At 70.9% G+C, this 20,149-nt stretch carries 20 protein-coding genes; 17 read left to right on the forward strand and 3 right to left on the reverse strand.

Annotation, left to right across the window (positions count from 1 at the left end; genetic code table 11):
- The first annotated feature begins 31 nt into the window (after window positions 1-31).
- Window positions 32-931: an anti-sigma factor RsbA family regulatory protein gene (locus tag ACIRPX_RS10870; RefSeq protein WP_404191398.1), complete on the forward strand. Its 900-nt coding sequence runs from the start codon at window positions 32-34 to the stop codon at window positions 929-931.
- Window positions 932-1,008: 77 nt separating this feature from the next.
- A complete protein-coding gene (locus ACIRPX_RS10875) occupies window positions 1,009-1,518 on the forward strand; it encodes an ATP-binding protein (protein ID WP_404191400.1) in 510 nt (169 codons plus the stop codon).
- On the opposite strand, the gene ACIRPX_RS10880 is transcribed toward ACIRPX_RS10875, so the two are convergent.
- The 3 genes from ACIRPX_RS10880 to ACIRPX_RS10890 all read right to left on the reverse strand — a co-directional run bounded on the left by ACIRPX_RS10880 (window position 1,496) and on the right by ACIRPX_RS10890 (window position 5,253).
- Window positions 1,496-2,740 (reverse strand): hypothetical protein, encoded by a 1,245-nt coding sequence (locus ACIRPX_RS10880; RefSeq protein WP_404191403.1) that lies wholly within the window; start codon window positions 2,738-2,740, stop codon window positions 1,496-1,498. The two genes, ACIRPX_RS10875 and ACIRPX_RS10880, sit on opposite strands and share 23 nt — an antisense overlap.
- A gap of 97 nt (window positions 2,741-2,837) precedes the next feature.
- Window positions 2,838-3,350, reverse strand: coding sequence for a SigE family RNA polymerase sigma factor (locus tag ACIRPX_RS10885; protein WP_404191406.1), 513 nt, complete (start codon window positions 3,348-3,350; stop codon window positions 2,838-2,840).
- A 211-nt stretch (window positions 3,351-3,561) separates the two neighbouring features.
- The gene (locus ACIRPX_RS10890; protein ID WP_404191409.1) at window positions 3,562-5,253 is read right to left on the reverse strand and encodes a chitinase; all 1,692 of its coding nucleotides are present in this window, start codon (window positions 5,251-5,253) and stop codon (window positions 3,562-3,564) included.
- Between the two features lie 682 nt (window positions 5,254-5,935).
- On the opposite strand from ACIRPX_RS10890, the gene ACIRPX_RS10895 reads away from it, so the two are divergent.
- The 15 genes from ACIRPX_RS10895 (at window position 5,936) to ACIRPX_RS10965 (ending at window position 20,100) form a co-directional block, all read left to right on the forward strand.
- Window positions 5,936-6,778: a hypothetical protein gene (locus ACIRPX_RS10895; protein ID WP_404191412.1), complete on the forward strand. Its 843-nt coding sequence runs from the start codon at window positions 5,936-5,938 to the stop codon at window positions 6,776-6,778.
- A 76-nt stretch (window positions 6,779-6,854) separates the two neighbouring features.
- Entirely contained in the window at window positions 6,855-7,565 is a 711-nt protein-coding gene (gene cpaB / locus ACIRPX_RS10900; protein ID WP_404191415.1) for a Flp pilus assembly protein CpaB, read from the forward strand.
- Window positions 7,566-7,571: 6 nt separating this feature from the next.
- Window positions 7,572-8,819 (forward strand): CpaE family protein, encoded by a 1,248-nt coding sequence (locus tag ACIRPX_RS10905; protein WP_404191418.1) that lies wholly within the window; start codon window positions 7,572-7,574, stop codon window positions 8,817-8,819.
- A gap of 5 nt (window positions 8,820-8,824) precedes the next feature.
- Window positions 8,825-9,223, forward strand: coding sequence for a TadE/TadG family type IV pilus assembly protein (locus ACIRPX_RS10910; RefSeq protein WP_404191422.1), 399 nt, complete (start codon window positions 8,825-8,827; stop codon window positions 9,221-9,223).
- Window position 9,224: 1 nt separating this feature from the next.
- Window positions 9,225-9,581 carry a TadE/TadG family type IV pilus assembly protein gene (locus tag ACIRPX_RS10915; RefSeq protein WP_404191426.1) on the forward strand — a complete coding sequence of 119 codons (357 nt, stop codon included), beginning with the start codon at window positions 9,225-9,227 and terminating at the stop codon, window positions 9,579-9,581.
- 18 nt (window positions 9,582-9,599) lie between these two features.
- Window positions 9,600-10,937 (forward strand): CpaF family protein, encoded by a 1,338-nt coding sequence (locus ACIRPX_RS10920; RefSeq protein WP_404191429.1) that lies wholly within the window; start codon window positions 9,600-9,602, stop codon window positions 10,935-10,937.
- A 105-nt stretch (window positions 10,938-11,042) separates the two neighbouring features.
- Complete coding sequence (locus ACIRPX_RS10925; protein WP_404191432.1) at window positions 11,043-11,987, forward strand: type II secretion system F family protein; 945 nt, start codon at window positions 11,043-11,045, stop codon at window positions 11,985-11,987.
- A gap of 31 nt (window positions 11,988-12,018) precedes the next feature.
- Entirely contained in the window at window positions 12,019-12,906 is an 888-nt protein-coding gene (locus ACIRPX_RS10930) for a DUF5936 domain-containing protein (protein WP_404191435.1), read from the forward strand.
- Window positions 12,907-12,924: 18 nt separating this feature from the next.
- On the forward strand, window positions 12,925-14,553 hold the full coding sequence (locus tag ACIRPX_RS10935) for a sensor histidine kinase (RefSeq protein ID WP_404191438.1): 1,629 nt from the start codon (window positions 12,925-12,927) through the stop codon (window positions 14,551-14,553).
- Window positions 14,554-14,610: 57 nt separating this feature from the next.
- The gene (locus ACIRPX_RS10940; RefSeq protein ID WP_404191441.1) at window positions 14,611-15,564 is read left to right on the forward strand and encodes a response regulator; all 954 of its coding nucleotides are present in this window, start codon (window positions 14,611-14,613) and stop codon (window positions 15,562-15,564) included.
- Window positions 15,565-15,817: 253 nt separating this feature from the next.
- Window positions 15,818-16,051 (forward strand): hypothetical protein, encoded by a 234-nt coding sequence (locus ACIRPX_RS10945; RefSeq protein WP_404191444.1) that lies wholly within the window; start codon window positions 15,818-15,820, stop codon window positions 16,049-16,051.
- Window positions 16,051-16,653, forward strand: a complete 603-nt coding sequence (locus ACIRPX_RS10950; RefSeq protein WP_404192131.1) for a pilus assembly protein TadG-related protein — start codon at window positions 16,051-16,053, stop codon at window positions 16,651-16,653. Before ACIRPX_RS10945 ends, ACIRPX_RS10950 begins: the two co-directional genes overlap by 1 nt.
- Before the next feature lie 33 nt (window positions 16,654-16,686).
- Entirely contained in the window at window positions 16,687-17,265 is a 579-nt protein-coding gene (locus ACIRPX_RS10955) for a hypothetical protein (RefSeq protein ID WP_404191447.1), read from the forward strand.
- An 8-nt stretch (window positions 17,266-17,273) separates the two neighbouring features.
- On the forward strand, window positions 17,274-17,921 hold the full coding sequence (locus ACIRPX_RS10960) for an OmpA family protein (protein ID WP_404191448.1): 648 nt from the start codon (window positions 17,274-17,276) through the stop codon (window positions 17,919-17,921).
- A 265-nt stretch (window positions 17,922-18,186) separates the two neighbouring features.
- Window positions 18,187-20,100 (forward strand): Flp family type IVb pilin, encoded by a 1,914-nt coding sequence (locus tag ACIRPX_RS10965; RefSeq protein ID WP_404191450.1) that lies wholly within the window; start codon window positions 18,187-18,189, stop codon window positions 20,098-20,100.
- The last annotated feature ends 49 nt before the right edge of the window (window positions 20,101-20,149 follow it).

Consider the following 20,149-nt stretch of genomic DNA (forward strand, 5'->3'; position numbering starts at 1 on the left):
CGGACACCACACACCCACTGAGAGGAGAACCATGACCACCACCCAGCAGGGTCCCTTCGACCATCGCATGGCCGTGTACGGCACGGACGAGGCGTTCGTGGCCGCCGCCGTGCCGTTCCTTTGCGAAGGGCTCGGCGCGCCCGGCGAGGCCGCGCCCGTCGCCGTCGCCGCGCCCGGCAAGCTCGACCTCCTGCGCGACACCCTGGAGGGCGAGGCGAAGGGCGTCGTCCTCGTCCCGCACACCGAGTGGTACACGGGCTCGGCCGCCAACGCCGTCGCCCGGAGCGCGGGCTATCTCGCCGAGCACGCGGCGCCCGGCGGCCGTGTCCACCTCCTGATGGAACCCGTCTGGAACGGCCGCGCGGGGCGCTCCGCCCGCGAGACCACCGAGTGGATCCGCTACGAGGCCCTCGCCAACCTCCTGTTCGCACCGATGGCGACGACGGCCCTGTGCGCCTACGACACCCGCGTCGCCGGCGACGCCATCGTCGCCGCGGCCCGCCGCGCCCATCCGGGCACCGGCGCCTACGAGGACCCGGTCGCGCTCACGGCCGAGCTGGACTCGATGCCGCTGCCCCTGCCGCCGGCCGACGCGGAGACGCTCGCGCCGCCGACGGGGGAAGCCCTGCGCAGCCGGGCGTCGGCCCGTGGACTGCAGCCGGCGGACGCGGAGCTGTTCACCGAGGCGGTGCTCGCCGCGGCCGCCGCCCTCGGTCCCGTCTCCCGCACGCTGATGTGGGGCGAGGCGCCCGCCTGCGTCTGCGAACTGCGCACGGCGCGCCGGGTCGACGACCCGCTGGCCGGCTTCGTCCCGCCCAACGGCGCCGCACCGGAACCCGACCAGGGGCTGTGGTTCACCCGTCAGGTGTGCGCCTACGTCGATGTGCGCGACGACGCCTCGGGAGCGGTCGTACGGCTGCAGTACGGGTAACCGCCCGCCCGCGCACAGGTAGGGAAACAGGTAGTCCTCCCCGTGCCCGGCACCCGCCGGGGAGGCATTCTGTCACCATGCTCGATCTCTCCGGGTTCCCCCTCCCGGACCCCCACCCTCAGTTCGCCGCGTACCCGCAACCCCCGCTGGGGGCAGGCCACTTGAGCGTCGAGTACGCACCGCGTCCCGCCGCCGTCGGTGAGGCCCGCGCGGAAGTGCGCAGGCAGCTGGAGAAGTGGGGTCTGACGGATCGGGACGACCTGCCGGACGTGGCCGAACTGCTCGTCAGCGAGCTGGCCACCAACGCCCTGCTGCACGCCGCGAGCCGGTTCCGGCTCACGCTGAGCGCCGCCCACGGCGTCCTGCGCTGCGAGGTCCACGACACCGGCCGGCGCACCCCGCAGGTGCTCGACGCGGGCTGCTCGGAGAGCGGCCGCGGGATGTTCCTCGTGAACGCGCTGGCCAGACGCTGGGGTTGTCACCAGGAGAGCACGGGCAAGACGGTCTGGTTCGAACTGGGCACGTGCGGATGCGTTCCGCCGGGCCGGGCCGGGCACTCCTGCGCTACAGGAACCACTTGGGGTTGAGCGCGATCTGCCGCAGCTGCGCGATGGTCAGGACCGGCGTCGTGCGTGTCGCGGCGGTGTCCTGCGCGCCGGAGTTGAAGGCGCTGACGACCACGCGCGTCCCGTCGGTCCGCAGGGTGTCGACGGTCCACATCACGACCCCCGCGCCGCCCTTCTCGCCGGGGCCCTGGTGCACGGCCACCCGCGTCCCGTCGGGCAGCGTCTCGGCGCCGGACCCGAAGAGATCGCCCGCGACGTCGGACATGCCGCCCTGGACGTTCACCTGGACCAGGCTTTTGCCCTTGCCGTCGTCGGCGACGACGTAGCCGAAACCGCCGTCGTCACCGCTGCTCTCGGCGACGGTCAGGCCCTTCGGCAGCAGGGACCTGAGGGTGGGCGCGACGGGCGCGAAGGAGGGGGTCGGGCTCGCGCTCGCGCTCGGCCGTGCGGTCGGCTTCCTGTCGTGCACCGGCATCGTGTCGATGGCCTCGCGCCAGGCCGCGGCGGCGGCCACGTGCTTCAGCCGGGCCGGGGACAGCGGAGGCCGGCTGCGGGTGACGGGCGAGTCCTTCTCGGCGGCGGCGTTCCACTCGCCGACGCTGACGTGGTGGCCCTGCGGGGAGACGAGTTCGGCGCTCCACCACTTGGTGTCCACGCGGCGGTCCGGGTACTCGTAGCCCTGGAGCACCATGACGACGGAGCCGTCCTGGAGCCTGTCGGTGCGGCAGCTGTCGTAGTGGGCGTAGGCCTTGCCCGGGCACTCGGTGGCCTGCCGGGCCTGGTCGCTTCCCGGTTCCACGCGCCCGAGGCCGACCTCCACGGCCGCGGCGCCCTTGCCGTCGTCGAGGACGACGTGCACGAACGGTCCGTCCTTGTCCGCGCTGCCCCTGGCCTTGGCGCCGCTGAACGTGCCCGAGGGGAGCAGCTTCTCGAGCGTACGGATCAGGGCGTCCCCGGAGACGGGCGCCGGGGCCTTGGTGCGGTGCTTCTCGGCGGCCACGGACGACTTGTCCGCCCCTGACCCGGCACCGGGCACGAGCAGCGCCCCGCCCACGCCGACGAGCGCGAGCCCCGCGGCACCGCCCGCGACGGCGGCCCGCCGCCGCAGCAGCAGTCGCCGCCGGCCGCGCGCCGCACCGGCGGTGACGAGCGCGGCCCGATCGGTCTCGAACGCGCCGGCGGCGTGCCGCATTCCGGCGGAGAGCTGCTCCTCGAAGGGATCGCTGTGCTGTTCCAAGGGCATGACGGATCACCGTTTCGCGAGGGTCGAAGAGGTAGAGGTCGAAGGGACGGGCGAGAGGGACGGAGCGCGCCGGGCGGCCGCGAGGGCGCCGGGCGTTCTAAGGCCGGGCGTACTCGCTCAGATCCTCACCGAGCAGCTCCCGCAGCCGGCCGAGCGCACGCACGCACCGCGTCCGCACGGCGGCCGAACTGACATTCATGGCCTGCGCGGTCTCCTCGACGGAGCGGTCCTCCCAGTACCGCAGGACGACCACCGCCCGGTCCTTGGCGGGCAGCCGCGCGAGGGCCTCCAGCAGGGTCAACCGCAACGGCATGTCGCGCCCGGCACCTTCGTCGGGCCGGTCGGGCAGCATCTCCGTGGCCCGCTCGGTACTGCTGCGCCGCCGCTGATGGGTGAGGAACGTACGCATGAGAACGGTCTGCGCGTACCCCGCCGGATTCCCCACCCGGGCCACCCGCCGCCAGCTCACGTACAGCCGCCCGAGCGTCTCCTGCACGAGATCCTCGGCCAGATGGGTGTCCCCCGCGGTCAGCAGACAGGCAGACCGATACAGATGCCCGGCCCGCACCGCAGCGAACTCCGCATACTCGTCAGCCCGCACCTGCCGCATCTCTCCCCCTGCCCGACCGACCGCTCTCACTTGATTGACGCGGTGGGACCGGAGAAATGTTTCATACGACTTCGGGCGATGCCCGTGGGGTACCCGCCGGCTCGGCGGGAGCACGCGCCCGGGGGAGCCGAGCCCGGGGCCGACGCGAGCGCCCCTGCCCACGCAGACGTGGGCAGGGGCGCTGTCCGTGCGCCGTCCGGGGACGCGGCGGTTACGGCAGGCCGTGCACGTGCGCACCCACCGAGCTGGACCAGGAGCCGCCCGCCGAAGCGTCCCAGTTCGTGGACCAGGTCATCGCGCCGCGCAGGTCCGGGTACGTCTTGGACGGTTTGAAGGAGCCGCAGCCCGTGCCCTTGGCCAGGCAGTCCAGGGCGTTGTTGACGACCGTCGGGGAGACGTAGCCGCTGCCCGCCGCGCTGGTGGAGGCCGGGAGGCCGAGACCTACCTGCGAGGGGGAGAGACCGCCCTGGAGCTGGATGCAGGCCAGGGCCGTGAGGAAGTCGACCGAGCCCTGGCTGTAGACCTTGCCGTCGCAGCCGAGCATCGAGCCGCTGTTGTAGTACTGCATGTTGACGACCGTGAGGATGTCCTTCACGTTCAGCGCCGTCTGGAAGTACGCGTTCGACGTCGACTGCATGTCGATCGTCTGCGGTGCCATCGTGAGGATCAGCGACGAGCCGGCCTTCGACGCCAGCGCGTGCAGCGCCTGTGACATGTACGTCGCGTTGAGGCCGTTCTCCAGGTCGATGTCCACGCCGTCGAAGCCGTACGTCTGCATCAGTGAGTACACGGAGTTGGCGAAGTTCGTCGCGGACGCCGAGTCGCTCACCGAGATGGTGCCGTTCTGGCCGCCCACCGACACGACGACCTTCTTGCCCGCGGCCTGCTTCGCCCGGATGTCCGCCTTGAACTGGTCGACGGTGTAGCCGCCGAGCCCCGCGGAGTCCAGGTTGAAGGTCACGGCGCCCGGCGTCGTCGTGGCGTCCGCGAAGGCCACCGCGATGATGTCGTACTGGGAGGAGACGTCCGAGAGCTTCTGGACCGTCGCGCCGTTGTCGAAGTTCTGCCAGTAGCCGGTCACCGCGTGCTTGGGCAGGGAGCCGTTCCCGTTGCCCCCGCTCGCCGCGGTCGTCGCGGTCACCGTGCCCGACTTCGGCGACTCACCGGCCGAGTTCGTCGCCGTGACCTGGAAGGAGTACGAGGTGGACGCCGTCAGGCCCGTCACCGTCGCCGACGCTCCCGTCACCGCCGTCACCTTCGTGCCGTCGCGGTAGACGTTGTAGCCGGTGGCACCCGAGACGGCGGTCCAGGCCAGGGAGGCCGAGGTCGAGGTGGTGGAGGAGACGGACAGGCCCGTCGGCGCCGCCGGCACCGTCGGGGCCGGGTCGCTGCCGCCGCCCCCGTCCGGGCCGAACACCGAGATGTCGTCCGCGTAGTACGGCGCCTGGCCGTACCAGCCGTGCGTGTACACCGTCACCGAGGTGGTCGACGCACCGGTGGTGAAGGTCGTCGACAGCTGCTTCCAGCTCGACGAGTCGGGGGTCCACGTCGAGACGTCCGTGGTGCCGGTGCCGGTCACGCCCAGGTAGGTGTAGCCGCCCTGCACCCAGGCGCTCAGCGCGTACGTGGAGTTGGGCTTGACCGCCACGGACTCGCTGCACCGGGCGTTGTCCTGCCCGGCCGGCGTCGCCTTCAGCGCGGCCGCGCCGCTGTGCACCGGGGAGGAGACGGTCGTGCCGCTGTTCGCGCTGCACGTCCAGTTGCCGAGGCCGGACTCGAAGCCGGCGTTCCTGGCGTTGTTGACGTCCGCTGCGGACGCCTGGCCCGAGCCCGCGAAGGTGAGGGCGAGGGCGGCGATGGCCACTGAGGCCCAGAGCCGTGCCGATCTTCTGTGTGGGGACATGACAACAAGTTGGTCCAGACCAATTGAGCTGTCAAGAGGTCCAGACCAAATTGCCGTCCGCTGACGGCCGCCTGCGGTTGCCGCCGAGGCCGGCCTCCGCGCCGCCGGGCGTCTCCCGCCGCATCTGGTGCATCCGCAGCTTCTCGACGTCATCCCGGCAGCTCGTCCCGGTCGTCCACCGTGCCGTCGCGGTCGACGTCGGTCCTCGCCTCCGGGTGCTGCTCCTGGAAGCCGTACTCGTCGCCGATCTCCCGGGACAGGAACCACGATCGCCGCGGCGACCACGGCCGTCCCGAGGTACTCGGTGCCGGTCGCGCCGCGGTCGTCGTATGCGAATCCCCGTCGTGCGTGCGGTCGTGTGCCTCCCCCCGTCAGGCATGCGCACCCCTCCTCGGCGGGTGGTGCGGTCGGTGCCGACGGCGGTGACGGTGGGCGCGCGCAGGACCGGGCGGCGCGGGCCCGGGGACCGAACGGAGGCCCGGCGTCGGAATGGGACCGGCAAGATGCTCAACCTGCCCCGTTTTGGCGTGTCTTGTGAATCGGCAGTTGCCCACCAGCTACAGAAACGCTGTTCTCCGGTCACAGAGGCGTGGATACAGTGCTGAGGTAGTCACGCAGTGAAGTCATCTCGGTGTACCGGAGTAACCCCGGTGGATCGACGGCGTAACACGGGGAGCTGCGCGTGCCAACTGCCATTGCCGTGACCGGTGCCGACATGGCGCTGCCACCGCAGGACGAGCGGACCCTGCCCGCTGCCGTCCTCCAGGACCTGGACAGACAGCCGCTCGAACAGGCGCTGGCCGCGGTGCAGAGCCTGATCGACCAGCACGGGCATCTGATCGTGGTGTGCTCACAGGCGGTCTCCCGTGACGTCGACAGACGTCTGCACACCATCCGCTCCCTGCTGGAGAGCGACCGCATCGCCCTGTTCCGTCCCGATCTGCCGCCACTCGGACTGGCCGTGCTGGCCCGCCAGTTGAGACAGCTGGCCTCCTGCGACCTCAGTCCCGGCGTCCTCGCCTCGGCCGGCCGCCTGCTCACCCACTACATCCACGCGGGCGCGCTGCTGGGTTCCGTCGCCCGGCTCGACCGCGTCCCCGTGGGGCTGAAGTCGCACGCCAAGTCGTGGGTGCCGGGCAGCCAGTTCGGCGTCCTCGCGCATCCCGAGCCGCAGCTGGTGAAGATCGGCCCCGGCGCCGAACTGGCCGGCCCGGAGTTCGGCACCTGGATGCTGGTGGCCAAGGGGCAGCTGCAGTCGGACTGGGTCACCGCAACCCTGGCGCAGTCCTGGAGTGTCCAGGGACTCAGGGAAGCGCCGCTGCCGGCCGAGTCACCGACCTGGTGGGGTACGGGCAAGCTGATCGAGTTCGCCGCCTATCTCCCCGACCTGTCCGTGCTGTACCAGCTGGTCACGTCGGTCCGGCAGGGCGTCTGCCACTGGTGCGGCATCGACGTCATCGGCGACCGCTGCGTCTTCTGCCGCGCCACACCACCGCTCGTCGAGAACCAGATCCCCGCCGGGTGAGTCCTGACCCTCCAGACGCACCGCTCGCACGATTCCATTCCGCTCGACCGATACCCCCAATGAGGTTGTACGGTTCATGAATTCCCGTCAGCGCCGCGGCGTGCTACTCCTGCTTCTGTCGGTCGTCTGCGCCCTCGGCGCGTTCGCCGGCGTCCTGTCCGTCATCAGCGACGTGAAGTCGAAGGTCGGTCCGGAGGTCACGGCCTACCGGGTCAAGACCAACGTGGCGCCCTACACCCAGTTGACCACGGGCCAGTTCGAGAAGATCCGGATGCCCAAGCGCTGGCTGTCGCACAACGCGATCACGAATCTGCGCGAGATACGGGGCAAGATCGCGGTCACCACGCTCCAGGCGGGCTCCCTGCTGCAGAGCGACATGATCGTGAATCAGCCCGCGCTGCAGCCCGGGCAGCAGGAGGTCGCCATCATGATCGACGCGGCGACCGGTGTCGCCGGCAAGATCACGCCGGGCTCCACCGTGAACGTGTACGCCACCTTCGCGGGCGAACGGGAGGGCGACCCCGCCCAGTCCAAGATCATCGTGACGAACGCCAAGGTCCTCGACGTCGGCAGGATCACCGCGCTCGATCCGGGCGAGAGCGGCAAGAACCAGCAGCGGTCCACCGACGCCGTCCCGATCACCTTCGCGCTCTCCACGCTCGACGCCCAGCGCATCACCTACGCGGAGTCGTTCGCCCAGCGGGTCCGGCTCGCCCTGGTGGCGCCCGGCAGCGACACCACGGTCCCCGACAAGGACCGGACTTACCAGCTCGCGAAGGACAAGTGAGAGGCCATGGCCACCAGGATCCTCCCGGCCGTCGGTGACGTGGACGCGGTACGGTCCATCACCACCCTGCTCAGCCAGCTGCCGGACGCCGAGCCCGTGGCCCCGGTCGCCGACTCGACCCAGCTCATCGACACCCTCGCGCGGCTCGCCGCCGAGTCCATCGACGAACTGCCCGAAGTCGTGGTCGTGCACGAGCGGATCGGCCCGGTCCCGGCCCTTGAGCTGATCCGCGAAGTCGCCCTGCGCTTCCCCGCGGTGGGAGTCATCCTCGTCACCTCCGACGCCGGCCCCGGACTGTTCCAGGCCGCGATGGACTACGGCGCGCGCGGACTGGTCGCGCTGCCGCTGAGCTACGAGGAGCTGGCCAGCCGCGTCCAGGCGGTGGCGCAGTGGTCGGTCGGCGTACGGCGTCATCTGGGCTCCGGCGGCGACGTGTTCACCGGCGTCGGCGGCACCGTCGTCACGGTGTGCGGAGCGAAGGGCGGCGTGGGCGCGACGCTCACCTCGATCCAGCTGGCGCTGGCCGCACAGGCGTCGGGCCGCAGCACCGCGCTGGTGGACATGGACCTGCAGACCGGGGACGTGGCCTCCTACCTGGACGTCCAGTTCCGCCGCTCGGTGGTGGACCTGGCGGCCATCACGGACATCTCCCCGCGCGTGCTCGCGGACGCCGTCTTCCGCCACGACACGGGCCTGGCCCTGCTGCTCGCGCCCGGCGAGGGCGAACGCGGCGAGGAGGTCACGGACCGGGCCGCGCGGCAGATCGTCAGCGCGCTGCGCTCCCGCTACGAGGTCGTGGTCGTCGACTGCGGCGCGCAGCTCAGCGGCGCGGGGGCGGCCGCCGTGGAGATGGCGGACGCGGCCCTGCTGCTCACCACACCGGACGTGGTCGCCGTGCGCGGCGCCAAGCGGACGGTGCGGATGTGGGACCGGCTGCAGATCCGCAAGGCGGAGGAGACGACGGTGGTCGTCAACCGGCACACGCGCGGCACGGAGATCCAGCCGCCGCTGATCCAGAAGATCACGGGCACGGCGGTCGCCGCGACCGCGATCCCCGCGAACTTCAAGGAACTCCAGGGCGCGGTGGACGCGGGCCGCGTCCACGAACTGGACAGCAAGGGCGTGGTGAAACAGGCGCTGTGGGCGCTGGCGGGGGAGCTGGGACTGGTGAAGGCGACGGAAGGGGCCCAGAAGGGCGGACGGCTGCGAGGCGGCGACCGGGGCTCGGTGAGCTTTCGGCGGCGCAAGGAGTGAGGGGCATGGGGGAGCGCATGCGGATGCCGTGGAGAGGCGGAGACCGGGGGCAGGTCACGATCGAGTTCCTCGGCATGACGCCGCTGATCATTGTGACGCTGGTGCTGATGTGGCAGTTCGTGCTGGTGGGATACACCTTCACGCTCGCTGGGAATGCTGCGGACGAAGCAGTGCGCGCGGCGGCCGCCGCGCCGCCGGCCGAGCGCGAGGCCGCGTGCCGGCAGCACGGTCTGGACACGTTGTCGGACGCGTGGAGAGGGGATGCCACCGTGAACTGCACCACCGCGAACGGCTATGTGAAGTCCGCCGTCTCCCTCGAGGTGCCCGTGCTCTTCCCGGGCTCGATCGCGTTCCCGTTCACCGTGCACGGCCACGGGGGCGCCGTAGAGGAGGCGACGCACTGAGATGCCGTACGCCAGGAAGGTCCGTGACCGCGGCCAGGTGGCCATCGAATACCTCGGGTTCCTCCCGATCCTGATCATCGTGGCGCTGGCCGCCGTGCAGCTCGGCATCATCGCCTACGTCGCCCAGCAGGCGGGCACGGCCGCACGGGCCGGCGCGCGCAGCGCCTCGCTGCAGCAGGGATCGGAGCAGGCCTGCCGGGACGCCGTCAGCAGCTGGGTCGACGTCAAGAGCTGCCCGGCGTCGGCCGGCGGCGACGAGGTCACCGTCACCGCCACCGTCCACATACCGTCCGTCTTCCCCGGCTACGACGGCTTCGGAGACGCCCGCAAGACAGCCACCATGCCGCTCGACCACTGAGGCACTGCGAGGACCACCATGAGCCTGCGGGCACGCATCAACTCCCCCGAGGAGAACGGCAGCAAGGGCGAGGACGGCCACCTGGTCGCCTCGTACCGGGCCAAGCTCCTGGAGGAGATCGACCTCGCGGAGATGAGCGCGCTGGCCGCCGCCGAGCGCCGCACCCGGCTGGAGCGGGTGCTCGGGCACATCATCAGCCGCGAGGGCCCGGTGCTGTCGACGGTCGAGCGCTCGCAGCTGATCCGCCGCGTGGTGGACGAGGCGCTGGGCCTGGGCATCCTCGAACCGCTCCTCGAGGACGCCTCCATCACGGAAATCATGGTCAACGGCCCCGACGCGATCTTCGTCGAGCGCGGCGGCCGGGTCGAGCAGCTCCCGCTCCGCTTCCCCTCCCACGAGCAACTGATGCAGACGATCGAGCGGATCGTCTCGACGGTCAACCGCCGTGTGGACGAGTCGAATCCGATGGTCGACGCGCGCCTGCCGTCCGGCGAGCGGGTGAACGTGATCATCCCGCCGCTGTCGCTCACGGGCGCCACGCTCACCATCCGCCGCTTCCCGCGCTCCTTCACGCTCCAGGAGATGATCGGCTTCGGCTCGCTCGACCAGCACATCCTGTACCTGCTGGCGGGCCTGGTGCAGGCCAAGTTCAACGTCATCGTCTCGGGCGCGACGGGCACCGGGAAGACGACCCTGCTCAACGCCCTGTCCGGGCTCATCCCCGGGGGTGAGCGCATCATCACCATCGAGGACTCCGCCGAACTCCAGCTCCAGCAGGCGCATGTGATCCGCCTGGAGTCCCGCCCCCCGAACGTCGAGGGCAAGGGCCAGGTCACCATCCGCGACCTGGTCCGCAACTCGCTGCGTATGCGGCCGGACCGGATCGTCGTCGGTGAGGTCCGCGGCGGCGAGTCCCTCGACATGCTGCAGGCGATGTCGACGGGCCACGACGGTTCGCTGGCCACCGTGCACGCCAACAGCGCGGAGGACGCGCTGATGCGTCTGAAGACCCTGGCCTCGATGTCCGAGGTGGAGATCCCCTTCGAGGCGCTGCACGACCAGATCAACAGCGCGATCGACGTGATCATCCAGCTCACGCGCTTCGCCGACGGCGCCCGCCGCATCACCGAGGTCGCCCTGCTCGACAGCCACGGCAGCGAGCCCTACCGGCTGGCGACGGTGGCCCGTTTCGACGCCCGCCCGATGGCCTCCGACGGCCGTGTCTACGGCGCCTTCGAGTACTTCCCGCTGCCACGCCGCACCGCCGACCGCCTCTACATGGCGAGCCAGCCCGTTCCCCAGGCGTTCGGCGTGGCCCACTCCGCGGACCAACTCGCCACCAGGGAGGCCAGGTAGACGGCCCACCAGCAGGAAACAGGCCGGCAGGAACAGACCAGCAGGCAGCCGACGACCGGCCGGCCGACCCGCCACGTAGACCCAATCCAGGTAGGAAACCGTCCGATGGATCTGCACACCCTCGTCACGCTCACCACCGGCATCACCCTGCTGACCTGTGTCCTGGCGGTCATGGGCCTGCACGCCTACGCCATGGGCAGGGCCCAGCGCCAGGAACTCGTCGACCGGCTGTCGGCCACCGGCCAGATCCCCATGGGCGGCAAGCGGCGCCGCTTCCGCACCCTGGACCGCCGGCTGCGGCGTACCAAGCCGGGCAAGAAGCTGGAACTGCGCCTGGCGGCGACCGGCCTGGACATCACGCCGGGCGAGTTCTTCGTCTCCATGCTGGTGACGGTGGCGGGACTGTGGCTGATCGGACAGGCCACCCTGGCCCCCTTCTTCGGACCGCTGGCCGGGCTGCTCGGCATCTGGGTGGCCCTGCAGTTCCTCAACTGGCAGCGCCAGCGCAGGATCGAGAAGTTCATCAACCAACTGCCGGAGATGGCCCGCATCCTGGCGAACGCGACCCAGGCGGGACTCGCGCTGCGTACGGCCATCGGGATGGCGGCGGAGGAGCTGGAGGCGCCGGCGGGCGAGGAACTGGGCAAAGTGGCCAACCAGTTGGCGGTCGGCGCGTCGATGGACGACGCGCTGGGCGAGCTGGCGGACCGGCTGCCCTCACGTGAGCTGGTCGTCCTCGTCACGACCCTGGTGCTGTCGAACCGCGCCGGCGGCCAGGTGGTCGGCGCCCTGCGCAACCTGACGGAGACGCTGGAGGAGCGCAAGGAGACACGACGCGAGGTCCGGACCCAGCTGTCCCAGGTGAACATGACGTCGTATGCGGTACCGGTGCTGGGTGTGGGGTCGTTGTTCCTGATGAACGGGGTCAAGGAGGGCGCCCTGGACCGGATGACCGCCTCCCCGCTCGGCCAGGGCGCGGTGATCATCGCGTTCTCGCTCTACGCCGTCGGCTTCATCCTCATCCGCCGTATGTCCCGCATCGACGTCTGAGACGTCCGAGCAGCCTGGAGGGAGGACGACCGTGGGACTTCTGCTGGCAGTGCTGATGGGCCTCAGCGTCTGGGGCATCTTCGCGGGCATCCGCATGTACCGCGCGGACGCGCGTCTGCCCGGCGACCTCGCGCTGGCCCTGGAGGTCGGGTCCACCCGCACCGGCGCGGTCGACTCGGTCGTCGACCGCCTCGGCATGCGGTACGCCCCGGCCGTCCTGCGGCTGATGGGCCCCAAGATGGTGGCCAGGTACCGCCGGAAGATCGACCTCGCCGGCAACCCCGGAGGCCTGACCATCGACCGCTACGCGGCCCGCCGCGCGGTCTACGGCTTCCTCGGCGGCGTCGGCGGCCTGGTGTTCCTGATGAAGGGCAACCTCGTCGTGGCCGTCGTCCTGTTCGCCTTCGGCGCGTTCTGGACCGAGGTGGGCATCTGGGCGGCGATCCGCGTCCGCAAGGACGTCATCGAGCGCACGCTGCCGGACTTCCTGGACGTGCTCGCGGTCGTGGTCAGCGCGGGCCTCGGCTTCCGCCAGGCCCTGGACCGGGTCGCGTTGAAGTACGAGGGCCCGTGGGCGGACGAACTCCGCATCACGTTGCGGCAGATGGACCTCGGCATGAGCCGCCGCCAGGCCTTCGCGGAACTGCGCCGCCGCAACGACTCCGAGCAGGTCGCGATGTTCGTGACGGCGCTGCAGCAGGGCGAGGAACTCGGTGCGCCGATCGTCGACACCCTGGTGTCGCTGGCGAAGGACATGCGCCGCACGGACGCGCAGAACGCCCGCCGCAAGGCGGCCCGTGCGGTGCCGAAGGCCACGATGGTGATCACCACCTTCATGGTCCCGGCCACCATGATCCTCCTCGGCGCCGGCCTGATCCTCGGCTCCGGCACCGACTTCGGCTCCCTCACGGGCAAGTAGGACGGGGTGACGACGGACATGGCGACGACGAGCGAGCGCACGGGTCTGCTGCGACGGCGCCCGAAGACCCCGGAGATCACCACCCCACCGGCGGGCACGGTCCTCCCGGCCCACGTCCGCACCGGTGCCGCCGACATCCCGGTGACGTCGGTGACCCCGGCACTGCCGCCGGGCTGGGAACCGGCCGGGGTACGGCTGGCGGGGGTGCCGGCGCAGCCGGATCCGCGGGGGGCGGGACCCGCGCCGGCGCCCGACGCCGCCGTGACCCGGAAGCCACCGGCAGCCGCCGACGGCGCCGGGCCCCCGCAGGACCCACCGGCACCCGACGACGCGGGCGGCACAGGCGGCGCGGGCGGGAACGCGGACCCGGCCGACGGCCGGGCACCCGCCCGGCACCCCGCGCCTGAGGCAATCCCCATCCAGATCAACGCCCTGCAGGCCATGTGCCGCCAGGTGTTCGGCTTCCGCCTGGCCATGATCGCCCTCGCCGCTCCGGCCGCCCTCCTCAACGCCTCCCCGGGCCTGGCCACCCGTCTCGTGGGCGCGGCGGTCGTGGTCACCTTCATGGGGTCCTACGTCCTGTTCAGAGACTGGGAGCGTTTCGGCCCCCTCCTCCTGCGCCACCCCACGCTCCTCGCGGTGGACACCCTCTTCGGCTCCCTGCTCCTCATCTCCGCGGGCCCGGACACCACCCTCGCCTACGTCAGCGTCTGCACCCCGCTCCTGGCCGGCATCGTCTACGGCTGGCGCGGTGCCGCGGTGTTCGCCTCCCTGCAGTCCCTGATCCTCTTCCTGGTCGACGCGACCACGAAGGACCTGCACGCGGCCCCCGCGGAGTCCCTGCTCCTGCCCGGCCTCTGCGTCATCGCGGGCGCGGTCGGCTCCACGCTGCGCAATCTCATGCTCCGCTTCGGCGCCGCGACGCAGGCTCTCACCACCGTCCAGGCCCGCCTCGCGGTCACGGAGGCGGTCGGCGCCGAACGGGCGCGCCTGGCCCGCGAGATGCACGACTCGGTGGCCAAGACCCTGCACGGCGTGGCACTCGCCGCGGACGGCCTCGCCGGATCCGCGGGCACCCCCCACATGGACGCGGAACGCGTCAAGCAGCAGGCCGAACTGGTCGCCCGCTCGGCCCGCAGGGCGGCGGCCGAGTCCCGCGAACTCCTGGCCGATCTGCGCCGTGAATCGGATCCCGAGCACGCCACCGACGTACTGGTCGAACTGGCCGCCCGCACCCGGGACTTCAGCACCCGGACCCGGCTCCCGGCGGTGTACCGCCCCACCGGCGAGCACGCCGTACCGCCCGTGCCACCGGCCGTGGCCCGCCAGCTCCTGACGATCGCCACGGAAGCCATGGAGAACGCCCACCGGCACGCGGGCCCGACCAGTGTCGACGTCAGCGCGGGCGTCCACGGCGACCTGCTCCGCATCAGCGTGTACGACGACGGCCGCGGCCTGCCCTCCGGCACCACCCTCGAACAGCTGCGCCGCGCGGGCCACTTCGGCCTGGTCGGCATGGTCGAGCGTGCTGCCTCCGTGGGCGCCCGCATCCGTATCGGCCGCGGCGGACACCCCAAGGGCACGGAGGTCCGCCTGGAACTCCCGCTCGCGGCCCTGACGGCGGCGCCGTCGCCCTCACCCGCATGAGCACGCCGTATCCGTCCCCCCCACGAGCCCTTTCAGACGAGAGGAGGCCACCTCCCCATGCCGGACCCGACGAGTCCCCGTCCCGGCTCCCAGGAGCCGCCGCCCGAGAGCCCGTTCGACGCGTTCCCCCCACCAGCACCGCTCAAGGTCGTGGTGGCGGACGACAACCCGGTGGTCCGCGCGGGCCTCACCGCTCTGCTCTCCGGCCGCTCCGACATCACGGTCGCGGCGGAGGCGGCGGACGGCCGCCAGGCCTACGAAGCCGCCCTCCGGCACCGCCCCGACGTCGTCCTCCTGGACGTCCGCATGCCGGGCGTGGACGGCATCTCGGCACTTCCCTACCTCGTGCGCATCGCCCCGGTCGTGATGCTCACGTACAGCAGGGAGTCGGAAATCGTCCAGGAGGCCCTGCGCCGGGGCGCCGGCGGCTACCTGGTGCACGGCGAGTTCACGGCCGATCAACTGGTCGCGGCGGTACGGGACATCAAGGAAGGCCGGGCTCACTTCACCCCGACGGCGGCGGGAGCGCTGCTGGCACAACTACGCCAGGGCCAGGGCCCCGCCGAGGGCGTGACCCTCCCCGAAGGGCTGGGCCAGGTAAATGCGACTGCATACGAGAATGCGTCGTCGCGAGGTTCTTATCCTCACCGCGAACTACCCTTACCACCAGGCGATTTTGACAGGCGCAGGCCATCTGCTCCAGGTGCTTCTGTGGAAAACCTTTCGCACATGCAACCGGATGTGGGACAGTCGTCGTCTGGATGGTCGGGTGGCCGCCCGGCCGCTCCGGACAGGTCACGGTTCCAACTGAGCACGAGGGAGGCGGAGATCATGGACCACATCGCGTCCGGCATGAACAATCAGCAGATCGCCGCCACCTGCTTCATCAGCGAGAAGACGGTCAAGAACCACATCAACCGCATCTTCGCCAAGCTCCACAGCACCAGCCGCTCGGAGGCCGCCGCCAAGTGGCTCGGCACGGCCCCCGGTTCGGGCCGAGGGTTGAGGTGAGCCGGGGTGAAGTGGCGGGGGAGCGGCGACCTGGGTCTGCGGACCCTGCCTGCGCAGACGCGCTCCCAGTTAGGCGGCTGGGCCTCGGATTGGGCCCTCGATTGGGCCCTGGGACCCTCCGCCGGGCGGGGTGTTCCGCCGTACGTTTCTGGTGTCGAAAGCGGCACCGGCAAGGAGGAAGCCGGTTACGCGAACGGCGCACAGACGCAGGAGTCGGCCGGTCGTCGGCCGGCCGGACCCGGAGGGGAACACCATGAGCGACCTGATGCTGAAGACCGCCGTCGCGACCAAGGTCCGTGTGAACGGCTGGAAGAACACGACGGTCGAGGCGGTGCAGCGCCGCGCCGGCGACAAGGGCCAGACCGCGGTCGAGTACCTGGGCATCATCGCGGTGGTCGTGGCGATCGTTCTGGCGATCACCGGTACGGACCTCGGTCAGACGATCCTGGACAAGATCAAGGCGCAGATCGCCAAGGTCGCTCCTTGATGCGATCTCGCCGGTACGGCGATGCAGGGCAGGCCTTCCCCATCTACATCACGGTGGTGGGGGGCCTGCTCTTTCTTGCGTTCGCCTACTTCGCGGTCGGCCAGGCCGCGGTGAACCGGAACGGTGCCCAGACGGCCGCCGACGCGGCGGCACTCGCGGCAGCTCAGGAAACCAGGGACGGCCTTGCCGGGTTGTGGGCGCAGAACGTACTCGACCCGACCAAGTGGCAGGGCATCTTCGACGGCGACGGAGCGGTGTTCGACGGCTGCGGACGCGCGAGGCAGCTCGCGTCGCGGAACGATGCGACTGTGATCGGCGCCTGCCCCACGACGACGGTGCCTTTGAGCTACACGGTCTACGTGAGAGCCGACAAGCCCGTCGGGCAATCCATCGTCCCGGGCACGGAGAACCACCACGCCCATGCGCATGCCACCGCCGTGATCGAGCCGCTCTGCACCTTCGATCCCCCGGCGGCGGATGCCGGTCACGACGTGCTCCCGCGGCTCTCCTGCAAGGACGGCAGGATCTGGGACCTGGACCCGAAGCACCTCACTGATCTCCCCGGACCCGAAGACCTCTTCGACGTCCATCTGGCCGACTGACAGCGAACGACTAGTGACGAAGGAAGCAGAGGCATGAGCATTCGGTTCACTACGAAGGCCCGCAGGGGGATGGTCGCGTTGACCGTTGCGGCCGGTCTGGCCCTCGGTGTGGCCGGCTGCGGTAGTGGCGGCGACGACAAGAAGCCGGACGCATCGGCCTCCGCCTCCCGGGACGGCGGATCCCACGCGAGCGCTCAGGAGGGGCAGTCGGACGCACCGCTGGCCGAGCTGAAGGGGCCCAACAGCCTGCTCCTCCAGATCACTTCGGCCAAGCGGGACTCCGGCGGATTCGTCACGGTGAACGGCACCATCAAGAACGACGGCGCCGACAGTGCCGTGATTCCGTCCAACCTCAGCGGCAACGAGACCGAGATCATCAGGAACGGCAGCTCGCTCGGTGGCGCGACACTCGTGGATTCGAAGGGCAAGAAGCGCTATTACGTGCTCCGTGACACCGACGGCCGTCCCCTCACCACGACGGGACTGCCCACGCTGAAGGCCGGCGAGTCCATTCCGGTGTTCATGCAGTTCCCGTCACCGCCGACGAGTACGTCCGATGTCGACTTCCAGCTCCCCGGCTTCGCCACCACCACCCTTCCCATCTCCGGGTGAGGCCGACCATGACCTTCACCCCGACTCGAGTGGCGACGCCTCGCCTCGCGCTGACCCTGACCGCCGCCTCGGTCATGGTCGCCGCCCATCTCTTCGGTGCCGCCGTGGCCCACGCCGACACGAGCCCGAGCGTTCCACCCGGTACTGAGGCAAGTGCCTCCGCACCCGTCGAAGTGGACCCCAACGACCCCGACCTGAAGCTCCCGGACGGGGCCACCCTCGCCGCCCCGAAAGTCCTGGACATCAAGTCCGTCGTGGAGGACCAGAGCGGCGACGAGCGTCGTGAGGACACCAACTCCGACGTCACGTTCGCCCTCCAGGCCGAGGTCCTCTTCAGCAAGGACAGCGCGAAGCTGAGCGGGGAGGCGAAGGCCCGCATCGCAACGATCGCCGACGAGATCAAGAACCAGAAGGCGACCAAGGTCCGCGTCTTCGGCTTCACCGACAACCTCGGCTCCTCGGCCCACGGCGACGTCCTGTCCAGGCAACGCGCCAACGCCGTCCAGGACGTGCTGGACCAGCAGCTCAACGACCCGGACATCATCTTCGAGGTCCGCGGCTACGGCGAGCAGTACCCCATCGCCGACAACTCCACGGAGGCGGGCCGCAAGAAGAACCGGCGGGTGGAGGTCACGTTCCCGCGCACGGAAAGCTGAGGGAACAGAGCATGCGCGAGGCCCGTCCCGGGGCAGCGGGGCGGGCCTCGCGCCGCCTCCTCGCGGCCGTGACCGGCCCCGCCGACGGACTTCCCGACCCCTGCGGTCCTTTGGGCGTGGATTTGGGTCCACGGGCCCATCTCGGGCAGAGCGCCTCTTCCTAACCTCGGCCGAGTAGCCAGTCGAGGGGGCGGTCATGGCGTCGATCGGGGGAGTGCCGGAGTCCGGGGCCGGGTGGCCGGCAGGGCACGGCAGGCGTCGGCCCATGCCCACGCCGCTCGCGTCCGCGCTGGTCCTCGTCCACGTCCTGTTCGGCCTGACGGTCGTCGGCGGCCTCGGTCTGCTGTGCACGGCGACGTCGGCCGGCGCCCTCGGCGGCGGCGTCCTCGCGCTTCTCGTCTACGGGGCGCTCCCCGGCACCCTGGGCTGGTGGCTGGCCCGGCGCAGCTGGGAGGGCGGGGCCGCGGTATGGCGTGGTCTGATCGCCGTACAGGCGTGGCTGATCCTGAGCGGCGCGGCCAACCTCGTCGCGGGGTCGGCCCGCGGTGGGACGCAGCTCGTCCTGCCGGTCCTCGTCCTGTGCTTCCTGCTGCGCCCGGAGAGCCGTGGCTGGTACGGCGTTCCCGTACTGGACCGCGCCGAGCGCCGCCCCTTCTCCCTCGCCCGTATGATCCGCTGGCGCCGGGACGAGGGGCAGACCGCGATCGAGTACGCCGGTCTTGTCGCCATCGTCGCCGCGATCGTCACGGCCCTGCTGGTCAGCGGAGTCGGCACGCAGATCTCCGGTGGCATCCAGGCCCAGGTCTGCAAGGTCACCGGTCTGGCCTGCCCGGCCCCGTCGGGCGGCGGCACGGACGTCACCGCGGGGAACAGGAACGGCACGGCCGACGGCCGGAAGGCCGACGCCCCCGGAGCCCAGAAGCCCGCCGACAACCCCGCAGGCAAGCAGGACGGCAAGCAGGACGGCAAAAGCGACGGCAAGAAGGACGACGGCAAGAAGGACGACGGCTGCTTCTCCGGCTTCGGCGCCTTCTTCGGCTGCGCCGGCAACCAGCTCAAGCAGGTCGGCCAGGGACTCTTCGTGGACGGCGTCTGGGGCGACGTGACCGGGATCTACGACATGTTCCGGCACCCCCTCGACACGCTCAGCGGCCTCGGGGACTACGGCAAGCAGCTCGGCCACGACTGGGTGGAGAACTCCAAGGGCGCCGCCGACAAGTGGTCCAAGGGCGACTACCTCGGCGCCCTCACCGACTGGGGCGGGGCGTCGCTGAAGACGGGCGGCACGGTCCTCTACGACATGTTCATCGGCAAGGACGTCGCCGACCAGTGGAACAGCGGCAACAAGACCCGCGCGGTCACCACCGTCGTATGGAACATCGGCTCGCTCTTCATCCCCGGCTACGACGCCGGCAAGGTCGTCGAGAAGGTCGGCGTCCTCGGCAGACTCGGCAAGCTGGGCAAGCTCGCGGAGAAGGCCGGCAAGGCGGCGGAGGACGCCAAGAAGGCCGCCAGGGCGGGTGACGTGGCCGGCGCGGAGAAGGCGGCCAAGGAGGCCGACGACGCCGCGGAGGAGGCGGAGAAGAAGGCCAGGCAGTCCGGCTGCACCATCTCCGCACCGAGCCGCCGCATCCCCTACGACGGCACGGCCCCGGCCGCCGAGGACACCTTCGCCGGTTCCTCCGGCACCGGCACCACGGTCCTGGCCGCCGGCGGCTCCCCGTACGTCGTCCTCGCCGAGGACGGCTGCGACGAGGACGCCAAGAAGGAGGCCGAGGAGGCCCGCAAGCAGGCCGACGAGGCCGACGGCGCGGCCGGACGGATGACCAAGGAAGAGGTCGAGGCGGCCAGGAAGCCGACCGTCCGGCAGGGCGACCCGAAGAAGTTCAAGGACCACTTCCTGCGCCACAAGAAGCTGGTCGAGGACGCGCTCGGCACGAAGTACAAGAAGCTCAAGGAGGACGGACCGCGGTTCCTGCAGGACATCGAGGCCAACATCAAGAACGGTACGTTCAAGCTGGTCGGCAAGGGCACGCTGAAGAAGGGCGAGCCGGAGGGCCTCGTCTACCGTGGCAACGGCGTGACCATCGTGCTGCGCGAGAACGGCGAGTTCTGGACCGCGCTGAAGTCCGGCGAGGGTCTGGACACCTCGATCGAGATCACCAGGAAGGCCGAGTGACCCGTGGTCCCATCGGAACCGGGGCCGGAACGAGCGCGGCCGAAGGACA

Source organism: Streptomyces sp. NPDC101225 (assembly GCF_044767585.1).
Lineage (GTDB): Bacteria > Actinomycetota > Actinomycetes > Streptomycetales > Streptomycetaceae > Streptomyces.